Source organism: Sphingomonas oligoaromativorans, from assembly GCF_011762195.1.
GTDB classification, from domain to species: Bacteria; Pseudomonadota; Alphaproteobacteria; order Sphingomonadales; family Sphingomonadaceae; genus Solisphingomonas; species Solisphingomonas oligoaromativorans.
Genome location: NZ_JAASQK010000008.1, coordinates 128,174 through 140,420, shown reverse-complemented (window position 1 = coordinate 140,420; position 12,247 = coordinate 128,174). Strand labels below are relative to the sequence as shown.

Genomic DNA, 12,247 nt, shown 5'->3' with positions numbered 1-12,247 from the left:
GCTGCGATCGGCCTTCCGCGCTTTTTCCTAAAATAGGGGGGTTAGTTGACGGAGGGACCATGTCGCTTGACGCCTACCGCCGGACCCAGTCGATATCGGCGACGCCGCGGGCCACCGAATATCGGCTGATGAGCCAGGTGACCGGGGATATGATCCAGGCCAGGGAAAACGGCCTGAAAGGGGCGGCGCTGATGCGCCCCCTGCACCGCAACCGCGAGGTGTGGAGCACGCTGGCCATCCTGTGCGGATCGCCGGGCAACAAGCTGCCCGCGATGCTGCGCGCGAGCATCATCTCGCTGGCGCTCTGGGTGGAGCGCTACACCAGCGACGTGATCCGCCAGCGGGATTCGATTGACGCGCTCATCAGCGTGAACTGCGCCATCATCGAAGGGCTCGCCGTGGAGAACGGCACGCATCCGATGGCGGAGAATGCCCTGCCTGTTTAACGATTGGTAACACTTTCCCCAGCATCGGACCCTCCGACAGGAGACGGTCATCCGCATGACGGAAACGGGGGCATCGATGAACCTGCCGGGACGCGCCGTTCCCGGGCAGGCGTTGCGGCGGTCGATCGGCATGGCGCCGGCGCTATGGTGTGCCGTGGCCGTGGCGATCTGCGGCGCGAGGCTGGCCGCCACCGCCGGCGGCGATCGCTCGCCGGCCTTTTTCCTGGATGAGGTGGAGCACGCCATGCCCTTGCCGGTGGCGCTGGGCGCGCTTTCGTTCGCGCTGCTGCTGCTGGCGGTGACCTACGGCGTGGGACGCAGGATCGCGCTGCGCTGGCTCGCTTTGCCGTTGCTTCTGCTGGTCGCGGCGCTGGTCCGCGCGGCGGCGGCCCTTCCCGCGATCCTCTCCGGGCCGGCGCCGGTCGAGACGGGACTGGGCGGGGTGGTCGGCCCGATCGCGCTGCTGCTGCTCGTCGAGGCCCTCTTCCTGGCGCTCAGGGACGAGCGGCGGTCGAGCCAGCAGGCCATCCTGCTGGCCGCCTGCACGCTCGCGCTGTCGGGCTTCTCGGCGGGGCTCGCCTATCTCTGCACGACATGGTTCGTGGCGCTCGATCCACGCATGATCCTCTCGATGCCGGTGGCGGTGCTGGTGGCGAGCCTGTCGCTGGCGCTGATGCACTGGCAATATCGCGCGGGCCGTCAGGATCTGCCGTGGAAATGGCGCATCGAGGGATGGCTGCTGCGCGGCTTCTTCGCGCTGTGCATCATGGCGCCCGTCGTCTGCGCGCTGCTGCTGCTCTGGGCGGTGCGCTATTCGATGCCGTCTCCTCGCTTCGTCGAGCTGGTCCATCTCTGCGTGCAGATCATCGTCTCGGCGGCGATCCTGTGCTGGAGCTGGTCGCGCATCCGCGTCGAGATGGGGGCGCACAGCGAGCTGATGGGCGCGCTCGACACGATGCCGGTCGCGCTCGTCAGCCTGCGCGGCGAGATCCAGCACTGGTCCAAGGGCTGCGAGCGGCTCTACCATTATTCCGCCGAGCAGGCGCGGGGGCGCATCAAGCATCAGCTTCTCGGCATCGACGTGCCCGGCCGGTGGGAGGGGATGGTCGGCCGCCTGCGCGCGGGCCTGCCCTGCGAGGAGGAGATTTTCGAGCAGCGCCGCGACGGCGTGCCGCTGGTGGTGCTGGAACAGGCGCGCATCATCCACCGCACGACCGATCGCGAGCCGGTGATCCTGCTCTCCATGACCGACATCACCGCCCGCGTCCGCGCCGAGGAGGCGCTGCGCGCCAGCGATACGCGGCTGTCGCTGGCGGTGGAGGCGCATGGCATCGGCATCTTCGAATGGGATGCGAAATATCGCGCGCTCAATCTGTCATCGGTCGCCGAGCTGCTGTCCGATCTCGCGCCGGGTTCATTCCGGGGCGGCCTGGCGCGGTGGCGGCGGCATCTGCGTTCGGCGTTCGACGTCGAGCTGATCCCGGCGGGCGGGGAGACGGGGCGCCGCGTGTCGAGCTTCGACTTCCGCCTGCGCCGCCAGCGCGAGGACGGGCGGCTCTGCGCGATCGAGGGCGCGGCGCGCTGCATCTATGCGCCCGACGGCCGGCTCGTCCAGCTCATCGGCGTGATGTTCGACCAGTCCGAACGCGAGCAGCGCGCGGCGGCGCTCCGCGAGCGGGAATCGATCCTGCGCTCGATCGTGCGAACCGTGCCCGACGCGATGATCTCGACCGACGAGGCCGGCACCATCCGCACCTTCAGCGCCACCGCCGAGAAGCTGCTCGGCTATCGCGAGAGTCAGGTGATCGGGCATGGCATCGACATGCTGGTGCCCGAACGCCACCGGACCGGCGGCACCCCGCTGCTGGGCGAACGGCAGGGCAAGAGCCAGAGCTTCGCCCTGCTCCATCGCAACGGCGCGGAGATTCCGGTGGAGATCGCCGTGGGCGAGGCATGGATCGGCCGGCAGCGCATCTTCATCGGCTTTTTCCGCGACATGACCGAACGGCTCGCCAGCCAGACCCGCCTCGCGGAGCTGCGCGAGGAGCTGATCCACGTCTCGCGTCTGCACGCGATGGGGGAGGTGGCCGCCGGCCTCGCGCATGAGCTGAACCAGCCGCTGGCCGCCACCGCCAACTTCCTCGGCGCGGCGGAGGTGCTGCTCGAACAGGCGGGCGACACTCGCGAGCAGGTGCGCGAGTTCGTCCGCCTCGCCGGCACCCAGTCGCTCAGGGCGGGTGAGATCATGCGGCGGATGCGCGATTTCGCCTCGCGCGGGCCGGGCGGGCTCAAGGCCGAGCGCCTGTCGGAGGTGGTGATCGACGCCGTCGACCTCGTCTTCGCCGGGCGTGCGGCCGGCCGCGCGGCCATCTGCATCGATATCGACGAGGCCGGGCCGCTGGTGCGCGTGGACCGCGTCCAGATCCAGCAGGTGATCGTCAATCTGCTGCGCAACGCGCTCGATGCGCTGGCCGATGCCCCGGACGGCGCGCCGCAGATCCGCATCCGGTCCCGCCCGACGGGGCGCGGCATGGTGGAGATCGAGGTGCGGGACAATGGCCCCGGCTTTCCGGCCGAAGTGCTGTCGCGGCGCTACCAGCCCTTCTTCTCCACCAAGAAGGACGGGATGGGCATCGGCCTGTCGATCTGCCGCCGCATCATCGAAGGCCATGGCGGGGCGCTGACCATCGAGAGCCTGCCCGGCGCCGGCGCCGCCATGCGCTTCACCGTGCCGGGCGCCGCCGCCGCCGAGCGGGAGGCGGCATGAGCGCGCGCCATCTCTATATCGTCGACGACGACGATGTCGTGCGGGCGTCGCTCCGCGGGCTGATGTCCACCCAGCCGGGGCTGGAGATTCGGGAATTTGCCTCGGGCGATCGCTTTCTGGAGGCGATGCACGATCTGGAGCCGGGCTGCCTGCTGCTCGATCTGCTGATGCCGGGCCGGCAAGGCATGGAGGTGCTTCAGATCGTCTCCCGGGAATCCGCGCGTTTCGCGGTCATCATGCTCACGGGGCAGGGCGATATCCCGGCGGTGGTGCAGGCGATGCAGTTCGGCGCGGTCAATTTCCTCGAAAAGCCCTGCGACCACCGGACGCTCATCACGGCGGTCAACAACGCCTTCTTCCAGCTCCAGCACGAACAGCAGCAGCGGATGAGCCGCGAGATGGCGCGTGCCAAGCTGGATCTGCTGTCCGGGCGCGAACTCGATGTGCTTCACGGCCTGATCGAGGGGCTGCCCAACAAGCTGATCGCCCATCAGCTCGAGATCAGCCCGCGCACGGTGGAGATCTACCGCGCCAATCTGATGGAGAAGCTGGGCGTGCGCAGCCTTTCCGAAGTGCTCAGGATCACCTTCGCCGCTGGCATGGACCTGAAATAGCCCCGTCGCGGGGCGGATGCCGCCGCGATCCTCCCGTCCTGGCGCAAAATCGTCCTTCGCGGCGGGTTCTTCGTGCGCCCGCGCGCCGCCGGCATCCTCTCCTCGTCCTATAATTCATGAAGGCTACGAGCTTCCCGCGCGGAGCTGTCGCGACCTCGCCGAGCAGGATCGTGTCCGGGCGCACCGTACGGCCCCTTCATCAGAAGCAAAGGATCAAAGATGCTGGATGCCCTCAACAACTGGCGATTGACACGAAAGATGTTCATCGCCTTCGCGCTGATCGCGGTGGTCATGGCCGGGCTCGGGCTGACGGCGGTGATCTCCAACGGGGTGATCGATAGCGCGAGCCGCGAGAATGCCGAGCGCGACGTGCCCACCACCGCCTCGCTCGCACGGATCGTCGGCTATGTCCGCGAATATCGCATCCTGATGTATGCCCATATGACTGCGCGCACGCCTTCGGAAACCGCGGACACGGAAGCCCGGATCGCCGGCAACCATGCCAGTATGGCGAAGGAGCTTCAGACGCTTTCCAGCGTCGCGGCCCCGGCGCTTTCGGGCGATGTCGCCAAGCTCAAATCGGACATCGTCAAGCTTGAGGAGGTGAATGACCATATCGTCGGGCTCAGCCGGCTGGGCGATCCGGCGGCCACGCTCGATCTGCTCAAGACCGAAGGCAAGCGCTCGTCCCATGTGGTGCTCGATGACGGCAGCGATCTGCTCCAGAAGGCGATCGACCTCTCCAATACCGCCCACGCCAGGGCCAGCGGCTTCGCCAGCCTGATGCATTATGTCATGCTGGCGCTGATCCTCGCCTCGATCGGCTTCCTCGTCTTCATCTGGAAGCTGCTGAGCAACACCTTCGTGGAGCCGCTCGGCGAACTCACCACCGCGACGGTGGAGCTGGCCGAGGGCGCCCTCGTCGACGTGCCTCATTCGGACCGCGCCGACGAGCTGGGCGAGATCGCCCAGGCGGTCGAGCAGTTCCGCCTGATGGCCGTCGCCAAGCAGGAGGCGGAAGAGGCGGTTTCCAAGGAGAAGACGCTCGTCACCTCCAGGCTCGGCAGCGGCCTCTCCGCGCTCTCCAGCGGTGACCTCACCGTCGAGCTGTCGAGCGACTTCCCCGCGTCGGTGGGCTCGCTCAGGACGGATTTCAACGACGCCGTCGTCAAGCTGCGCGAGATGATCGGTTCGGTTTCCGATACGGCGGCGGGCATCCGCACCGGCTCGGACGAGATCGCCCAGGCCGCCGAGGATCTCGCCCGCCGCACCGAGAGCAATGCCGCGAGCCTGGAGGAGACCTCCGCCGCGCTCGCCCAGATCGACGATCGGCTGAAGGCGACCGCCAAGGCCGCCGCGCGCACCGTGGAGCGTGCCGATCAGGCGATCGCCACCGTCGGCGGCGGCCGCTCGATCGCCGACGAGGCGGTGCAGGCGATGGAACGCGTCCGCGCCAGTGCGACCGGCATCGATTCCGTCATCGAAGGCCTCGACAAGATTGCCTTCCAGACCCGCGTGCTCGCGATGAACGCGGCGGTCGAGGCCGGGCGCGCCGGCGATGCGGGGCGCGGCTTCGCGGTGGTGGCCGATCTGGTCAGCTCGCTCGCGATGCGCGCCGAGGAAGAGGCCAAGCGCGCGCGCGACCAGCTCACCGTGACGCAGACCGACATCGTCACGGCGGTGAGCGCCGTCGAGCGCGTCGACGGGGCGCTGGCGGACATTTCGGGCGACGTGTCCGAAGTCCATTCGCTGCTCGGCACGATGGCGACCGACAATCAGGCGCAGTCCGCCGCGATCACGCAGATCAGCGCCGCCGTCGGCTCCATGGACCAGTCGACCCAGCAGAATGCCGCGATGGTGGAGGAAACCTCGGCCGCCGCGCGCAACCTCTCGCGTGAGGTGAACTCGCTGGCCGAGCAGGCGGCGCTGTTCAAGATCCGCAGTCCGTCCGCCCCGGCGGTGCGGAAGGTGGAGAAGCCGGAGGCCGCCAAGCCGCGCGCCGAAGCCGCTCCGCGGGCCTATGTCTCGCCGGTGAAGGCGCTGCCGGCGGTGGCGCAGGCGGGCGGCCGCCCGGTCGGCCCGGATGCCGGCAACGACGACTGGTCGGATTTCTGACCATCGCCCCGATCCCCGGCGGCCACCGCCGCCGGGGATATTCTCAATGTTCGGAAGCGTTCGGCAGGGGGGACGCGAACAGATCGTCGAGGACGCAGCCCTGCCCGATGCGCACATCGATCAGGTCACAGCCCGGCGCATGGCGCGGCAGGATCAGCGTCGCCAGGCAATCGGCGATGGACGGATCGGAGGCGAGGCCGATCGTCGTCTCGATATCCGGCGTCGAAAGCCCGGATTCCCGCAATCGCTGCGCGGCGGCGTGCCAGAGTTGCAGCGTGGAGCGGACGTCGAACTGGAGCGCGATCTGGTAGACCGGCATGGCCGTGCCGGCCCGATGCCGTGGCGGAGGCGCGGCGCGCGCGATCATGCGTTGCCGGAGGCTCGTCTGCATGGGCTGCTCCGAAAAATGCAGAAGCGGTTTATAGGAACGCGGAATGGGGAACGCTCCTGTCGGCGTCAGTGGCGGAGCTGCGAGCCGGCCTGCACCACGGCACCGGCCGCTTCGGCCGCCTCGATCGCGGCACGATCGAAATCCTCCTCCGCGATGAGCGGCCATTCGGTGCGCGGCCGGACGGTATCGGGAAGCACCACGGTGAGCGGCGCCGGGCTGGCGGGGGCACCGCCGCTTTCCAGCTTGATCGAGCGGGCGCGGCTGCGCAGCACGCCCACCTTCCGGTAATCGGCCATCACCTTGTATTTCTCGTGCGAACCGGCGATCTCGCCGATCGTCTTGATCGCCCGCTTGGCGATCTGCCGCGCGCGCTCCTTGGAGATGCCGTTGGCTTCGAAGGATTCGCTCCCGTCGATGTCCAGCAGGCGGCCGTGGATGATCTCGCGATCGCGCCGGAGGCGCTGTTCGAGCGATTCCAGCTCCTCGGGCTCGATGCCGTGCGTCGAGGAGCGCAGATAGGGGGCGGGCGTGCCGTCGGCCTGCACGGGGCGGCGCTTCGGGCGGGGGCGGCGCTTGAGCTGCTCGATCGCGGCGGCGCGCAGATGCTCGATATAGCTGTCGATCAGCGCCTGGAGCGCGGAGGTGGCGAGATAGTCGGACGCGCCGGCCTCGGCCGTGATATGGGCGTTCTCGTCCTGGATCAGGCCTTCCAGCGTGGTCTGGTCGCCCTCCGGTCCGGTGGCGATCGAGTTGATCGATACGGTGGTGGCGTCCACCTTCTGCGCAGACGGGCGCTGGTCGGTCATCAGGCGGAAGCGGAGGCTCTGAAGCTCGCCGCGGATCTGCCAGTTCACGAAGGTGGTGAACTGCGCCTTGGCCGGATCATAGGCCTGGATCGCGCGGTGGACCGCGATGGCGCAGACCTGCTCGGCATCCTCCCAATGGCCCGCCAGCCCATATTGGCGGATGAAGTGGCGGACGCGCGGGGCGATCAGCTTCATGATCCGGGCGAAGGCCTTGTCGACCTCATGACGCTGACGGGGAGTGCCCCGTCCTTCCACGTCCTTCGGCATGTTGGCGATGACGACGGCGACCGCCGATTCCAGAGCGATGGTGGTCTTCGACATGACGTGCCCTCCGTTCGGGAGGCGGATGCTCGCCGCTCTCCCCACGTCATTGGGCTACTTTCTAGGAGTTAATGAGAAGTTAATTCCATAATGGATTAATGGAACAAATCCCATAATTATGCGTTGCGGCCGCCCTTCGTTCCGCCGAGGGCGGCGAAACGCTGCGGCTGGATCGCCCGCGCGACATAGCCGAGCAGCCAAATGCGGTGCGCGCGGGCGGCGCCTCCGGCCTCGGCGATTCGCTGTTCGGCGGCGGCGGCGCCTATCTGGGCCTTCAGCAGCTTGCGGGCGCGATCGGGGCTCAGTTCCCCCTTCAGGAAACGGATGGCGTCGCTCATGCCGAGATGGTGGCCGACATAGGCATTCTGCGCGAGGCTCTCGATGCTGGTGCCGATCGCCACGCCCGCGTTGCGAAGCTGGTCGAGGTTCGAGCGGGCATAGTCGGCAACGGCCTGGATCGCCGTGTCGCCATCGTAGCGGAGCTGGAGCAGCGCCGAGCGCGCGCCGGAGGCCACGCGGCCATGCCCGTTGAGCCAGCCTTGCGCACCGGCGATCTGGCGGAGCCAGGTGCCGGGCCGCTCGGCCTCGGAAATCCAGGTGCCGCTCAGGAACTGGCCGAGGCCCGCCGCGCTCGACCGCGGGTTGCGGGAATAGGCGAGCCAGCGCCCGTCCGGCCCGGTCGCGGCCTCGGCCTGGACGATCGTGGCGAGGAGGGCGGGGGGCAGGCCTGTCCGCTCAGCGGCCGCGCTCAACGTCGCGGCATAGGAGGCGTTGACGCCGAGCCCTCCGGCCGACGCATCGCCCCCTTGCGAGCCCGATCCATGATGGGAGGAGCGTTCGTCCGGGTCCGGCGGAGCCGCGCTCGCAGATGGCACGGGCGCGGGCGGCACCGCGACGGGCATTCCGTCAGCGCCGAGCAGCGCCAGCATCGCGTCGAGCCCTATCTCCGGGCTCCCGGACCGGCTCGGTCCCGCCCCAGCCGAGGCGTCGCTCCCCAGCGCGGCCTTCCACAGCCGGTTCGACAGTTCCGAGCGGGCCTGTGCGTAGATCAGCGCGGCTTTCTCCTGCGGGTTGATCCGCTCCGCCGGACCGGTGGAGCCGCCGCCGATCCGCCCGATCATCGCCGGTCTGTGAGGCGCAGGAAGCGCGTCGCCGCCTGATCGTCGAGCCGCGCCTGTTCGGCGGTCGCCTCGGCCTGGAGTTGTTCCTCGCAATAATTGCGGGCGGCATCCTCGATCGCCTTGGACATGCCATAGGCGGCGGTAGCGCGCGTCCGCAACTGGGTGAGCTGGATGTCGACGACGGCGCGATCCTCCGCCAGCCGCCGTCGCTCGGCGTGCATCCGGGCCATATAGGCGTGGGAGGAGAGGAGCAGCTCTTCGCCCGCGATATCGCGCTCCCGGCGCATCACGGCGTCGGTGTCCACCTGAGCGGTCTCGATCGTGACCAGCCGCTCGACCTGCACGTTGATCGCGACGCGCATCTCGTCGATCTCGCGCCGCTGAAGGCGGATCGCGCCGTCAAAGGGTGTCTTCATCGCCAGTCTCCAGAAGCGCGGCGAGGGATGCGAAGGCGTCGGCGGCGCGGCCCCGATCGGCCTTGCCCTGATTGAGCAGCGCCTCGATGCGCGGCGCGGTGCGGATCGCCTCGTCCACCTCGGCATTGGCGCCGGGGCGATAGGCGCCGAGGCGGACCATCTCCTCCATGTCGCCATAGGTGGAGAGGATGCGCCGCGCCTCGTTGCGCAGGGCGTTCTGCCTGTCGTCATGTGCATGCGGGAGGGTGCGCGAGATCGACTTGAGCACGTCGATCGCCGGGTAGCGGCCGCGCTCGGCGATCTTGCGGGTGATGACGACATGGCCGTCGAGAATGCCGCGCACCGCATCCGCGATCGGTTCGTTATGATCGTCCCCATCCACCAATACGGTGAAGAGGCCGGTGATCGATCCTTGCCCCGGCAGGCCCGGCCCGGCGCGTTCGAGCAGGCGGGGTAGTTCGGCGAAGACGGTAGGCGGATAGCCCTTGGTCGCGGGCGGCTCGCCGCTGGCGAGACCGATCTCGCGCTGCGCCATGGCGAAGCGCGTCACCGAATCCATCAGGCAGAGGACGTGCAGCCCCTGATCGCGGAAATGCTCGGCGACGGCGAGCGTGGTCCACGCCGCCTGCCGCCGCATCAGCGCGGGCTCGTCCGAGGTGGCGACGACGACGGTGCTGCGCGCGAGGCCTTCGGGGCCGAGATCGTCCTCGACGAACTCCTGCACCTCGCGGCCACGCTCGCCGACCAGGCCGATGACGGCGACGTCGCACTGCGTCCAGCGCGTCAGCATCGAGAGAAGCGTCGACTTGCCGACGCCCGAGCCCGCGAACAGGCCGAGCCGCTGCCCCCGGCAGAGCGGCGCGAAGATATCGAGCGCGCGCACCCCGGTTTCGACCTTGGCGCCGACGCGGGCGCGGGTCGAGGCGGGCGGCGGGGGGGCCTTGATCGGGCGCGGATCGGCCCCGAGGACCAGCGGTCCCTTGCCGTCGATCGGCCGGCCGAGCCCGTCGATCATCCGCCCCAGCCACGCCTCGGACGGACGCAGCGTGAACTGGCCCGCGATCAGATCCGCGCGTGCCCCCGAGGCGATGCCCTGCGGATCGCTGAACGGCAGGCATTGCGCGATGCCGCGATCGAGGCCGGTCACCTCCGCCTCCACCAGGCCGCCGGGCGACGCGATGCGGATGCGCGAGCCGATCCGCGCGGCGCCGGCGAGGCCCTCCGCCTCGATCAGCGCGCCGCGCACAGCCACGACCCGGCCGTAGCGCTGGTCCGGCGTCAGCGCGCGCAGGCCGGCGGCGGCGGAGGCGAGCGTGGTCATGGGTGGCGTGTTGCGGCGGGCGTGCGCGCCATCGCCTCGGCCTCATAGGCGATCAGCCAGCGGCAATCGGCGAGCGCGCGATAGAATTGCGAGGTCGCGACCTTCTCGGCGAAGGTGGCGCAGATCGCGCGCGCCTCGATCGACTGGAAGGCGGCGAGCAGATCGCGCACCAGCATCAGGATGGTCTCGCGGTGGCGATCGAGATCGTCGGGGTCGATATAGGCCATCATGCAGGCGAAATAGAGCCGCTTGGCCGGCGTATCGGCCTCCTCGGGCGTCATCACGTCGCGGCCGCGCAGGATGGCGGCGTTGTTTTCGAGGCAGAGCTGCGTGCGACCGACGGCGCGCAGCACCGCCCCGTTCAGGATCATCTTCTCCTTGTCGCGCAAGGTGATGTGCAGCGGCATTCCGGTCCCCGTCAGATGCGTTTCCGATATTATAGGATCACGCCGCTGCGGCCGGAGCCGGCTAGGAAAAATTTTCCCCGTATTTGGTGGGCTTCGGGGCTCTCCTACAATGATGCTGGCAAAGGACGGGATGCCCGAAGGCGGCCCGCCGACCACTGCGCACGGAGAAAGTTGTGAGCCTCTATTCCGCTCTGTATGCCGGCGTCTCGGGTCTGAACGCCCAGTCCGCCGCGATGGCGACGGTCGCCGACAACATCACCAACGTCAACACGGTCGGCTACAAGGCCGTTGGAGCCGATTTCAGCACGCTCGTCGGTGGCGGCGGCCATGGCGGCGCCTATGCCGCGGGCGGCGTCAACATGGTCACCCGGCAATATATCTCGAAGGCGGGCACGCCCTTGCAGACCGGCAGCGGCTACGATCTCGCCGTCAACGGCAACGGCTTCTTCGTCGTGCGCGACGGCACGGGCGCGGACAGCAAGGTCGCCTATACCCGCGCTGGCTCCTTCTCGCCCGACGATTTCGGCTTCCTGAAGAATTCCTCCGGCTATTATCTCCAGGGCTGGCCGCTCGATTCCAACGGCAATTTCACCAACAACGGCAATCTGAGCGATCTTCAGACGATCAACTACAAGGCGTTGTCGGGCACGGCCGAGCCCACCACCACCGCCAATGTGCAGATCAACCTGCAATCGAGCACGCAGGAGATCACGGGCTATACGGCGGGTGATATCGCCAAGGGCAATGTGACGGCGCAGTTCTCCCGCCCGATCACCGTCTATGACGAGCAGGGCGGCGAGCATCAGCTCAACCTCGGCTTCGTGAAGACCGGCGCGAACACCTGGCAGGCCGAGGTCTATGCCGTCCCGGCGAGCGACGTGTCGGCGGCCGACGGCATCCTCGCCACGGGGCAGGTGAAGTTCAACCCGGACGGTAGCCTCGACGTCGCCGGTTCCGACCCGGCGCTGTTCGCGGGCCTCAACCCCGGCTGGACCAACGGCGCGGGCGCGCAGCCGATCAAGCTCGGCCTCGGCACGGACGGCAAGCTCGACGGCCTGACGCAGACCAGCGATGCGTCCGGCCTGATCGGCTCCTCGGTGGACGGCGGGCTGTTCGGCGCGGTCACCGGCATCACCGTCTCGGACACCGGCGTCGTCAGCGCGGTGTTCGACAAGGGCGAGATCCGCCCGATCTACCAGCTTCCGATCGCCACCTTCGCCAATCCCGACGGCCTCACCGCGATCCAGGGCAACGCCTACACCGTGTCAGACGATTCCGGCAACGCGCTCATCAACCCCGCCGGCACGCAGGGCTCCGGCAAGATCACCGAGAATATGCTCGAAGGCTCGACCGCCGATCTGGGCACCGAGTTCACTAATATGATCCGCTTCCAGCGCGCCTACAGCGCCTCGTCGAAGATCATCACGACGGTGGACCAGATGCTTCAGGAACTGAGCGACCTCAAACGCTGACGCTTCCTTCCGGCCGCCGCCCCGTCCCCATCTTCCGATAGTCCGAAGGA

11 protein-coding genes are annotated in these 12,247 nt (G+C 68.5%); 5 read left to right on the top strand and 6 right to left on the bottom strand.

Translation table 11 applies throughout. The features are described 5' to 3' along the window. Nucleotides 1-59 precede the first annotated feature (59 nt). From flaF to FHS98_RS15570, 4 genes are all read left to right on the top strand, one after another. The gene (gene flaF / locus FHS98_RS15585) at nt 60-446 is read left to right on the top strand and encodes a flagellar biosynthesis regulator FlaF (RefSeq protein WP_167107187.1); all 387 of its coding nucleotides are present in this window, start codon (nt 60-62) and stop codon (nt 444-446) included. Between the two features lie 76 nt (nt 447-522). Further along, the gene (locus FHS98_RS15580; protein WP_167107184.1) at nt 523-3,213 is read left to right on the top strand and encodes a PAS domain-containing sensor histidine kinase; all 2,691 of its coding nucleotides are present in this window, start codon (nt 523-525) and stop codon (nt 3,211-3,213) included. Next, on the top strand, nt 3,210-3,827 hold the full coding sequence (locus FHS98_RS15575; protein WP_167107181.1) for a response regulator transcription factor: 618 nt from the start codon (nt 3,210-3,212) through the stop codon (nt 3,825-3,827). Before FHS98_RS15580 ends, FHS98_RS15575 begins: the two co-directional genes overlap by 4 nt. A gap of 219 nt (nt 3,828-4,046) precedes the next feature. Then, nucleotides 4,047-5,942 carry a HAMP domain-containing methyl-accepting chemotaxis protein gene (locus FHS98_RS15570; protein WP_167107178.1) on the top strand — a complete coding sequence of 632 codons (1,896 nt, stop codon included), beginning with the start codon at nt 4,047-4,049 and terminating at the stop codon, nt 5,940-5,942. 43 nt (nt 5,943-5,985) lie between these two features. Here FHS98_RS15570 and FHS98_RS15565 read toward each other — a convergent pair whose 3' ends face one another. From FHS98_RS15565 to FHS98_RS15540, 6 genes are all read right to left on the bottom strand, one after another. Beyond that, the gene (locus FHS98_RS15565) at nt 5,986-6,333 is read right to left on the bottom strand and encodes a hypothetical protein (RefSeq protein WP_167107176.1); all 348 of its coding nucleotides are present in this window, start codon (nt 6,331-6,333) and stop codon (nt 5,986-5,988) included. 65 nt (nt 6,334-6,398) lie between these two features. Continuing rightward, nucleotides 6,399-7,460, bottom strand: a complete 1,062-nt coding sequence (locus FHS98_RS15560; RefSeq protein WP_167107174.1) for a sigma-70 family RNA polymerase sigma factor — start codon at nt 7,458-7,460, stop codon at nt 6,399-6,401. A gap of 116 nt (nt 7,461-7,576) precedes the next feature. After that, on the bottom strand, nt 7,577-8,581 hold the full coding sequence (locus FHS98_RS15555) for a peptidoglycan-binding protein (protein ID WP_167107172.1): 1,005 nt from the start codon (nt 8,579-8,581) through the stop codon (nt 7,577-7,579). After that, on the bottom strand, nt 8,578-8,997 hold the full coding sequence (locus tag FHS98_RS15550) for a hypothetical protein (protein ID WP_167107170.1): 420 nt from the start codon (nt 8,995-8,997) through the stop codon (nt 8,578-8,580). Before FHS98_RS15550 ends, FHS98_RS15555 begins: the two co-directional genes overlap by 4 nt. Further along, nucleotides 8,981-10,318 (bottom strand): flagellar protein export ATPase FliI, encoded by a 1,338-nt coding sequence (gene fliI / locus FHS98_RS15545; RefSeq protein WP_167107168.1) that lies wholly within the window; start codon nt 10,316-10,318, stop codon nt 8,981-8,983. The genes FHS98_RS15550 and fliI overlap by 17 nt, the downstream gene beginning before the upstream one ends. Then, complete coding sequence (locus FHS98_RS15540; protein ID WP_167107166.1) at nt 10,315-10,725, bottom strand: flagellar biosynthesis repressor FlbT; 411 nt, start codon at nt 10,723-10,725, stop codon at nt 10,315-10,317. The genes fliI and FHS98_RS15540 overlap by 4 nt, the downstream gene beginning before the upstream one ends. A 173-nt stretch (nt 10,726-10,898) precedes the next feature. Between FHS98_RS15540 and FHS98_RS15535 the strand changes: the two genes are divergently transcribed. Next, on the top strand, nt 10,899-12,197 hold the full coding sequence (locus FHS98_RS15535) for a flagellar hook-basal body complex protein (RefSeq protein ID WP_167107164.1): 1,299 nt from the start codon (nt 10,899-10,901) through the stop codon (nt 12,195-12,197). Nucleotides 12,198-12,247: the final 50 nt, after the last annotated feature.

Bases quoted from the DNA above. Each gene is read 5' to 3' on its own strand.
- FHS98_RS15555 (WP_167107172.1), bottom strand. From the start codon at position 8,581: ATGATCGGGCGGATCGGCGGCGGCTCCACCGGTCCGGCGGAGCGGATC.
- FHS98_RS15560 (WP_167107174.1), bottom strand. From the start codon at position 7,460: ATGTCGAAGACCACCATCGCTCTGGAATCGGCGGTCGCCGTCGTCATC.
- FHS98_RS15550 (WP_167107170.1), bottom strand. From the start codon at position 8,997: ATGAAGACACCCTTTGACGGCGCGATCCGCCTTCAGCGGCGCGAGATC.
- FHS98_RS15580 (WP_167107184.1), top strand. From the start codon at position 523: ATGAACCTGCCGGGACGCGCCGTTCCCGGGCAGGCGTTGCGGCGGTCG.
- FHS98_RS15575 (WP_167107181.1), top strand. From the start codon at position 3,210: ATGAGCGCGCGCCATCTCTATATCGTCGACGACGACGATGTCGTGCGG.
- FHS98_RS15570 (WP_167107178.1), top strand. From the start codon at position 4,047: ATGCTGGATGCCCTCAACAACTGGCGATTGACACGAAAGATGTTCATC.
- flaF (WP_167107187.1), top strand. From the start codon at position 60: ATGTCGCTTGACGCCTACCGCCGGACCCAGTCGATATCGGCGACGCCG.
- fliI (WP_167107168.1), bottom strand. From the start codon at position 10,318: ATGACCACGCTCGCCTCCGCCGCCGCCGGCCTGCGCGCGCTGACGCCG.
- FHS98_RS15565 (WP_167107176.1), bottom strand. From the start codon at position 6,333: ATGCAGACGAGCCTCCGGCAACGCATGATCGCGCGCGCCGCGCCTCCG.
- FHS98_RS15540 (WP_167107166.1), bottom strand. From the start codon at position 10,725: ATGCCGCTGCACATCACCTTGCGCGACAAGGAGAAGATGATCCTGAAC.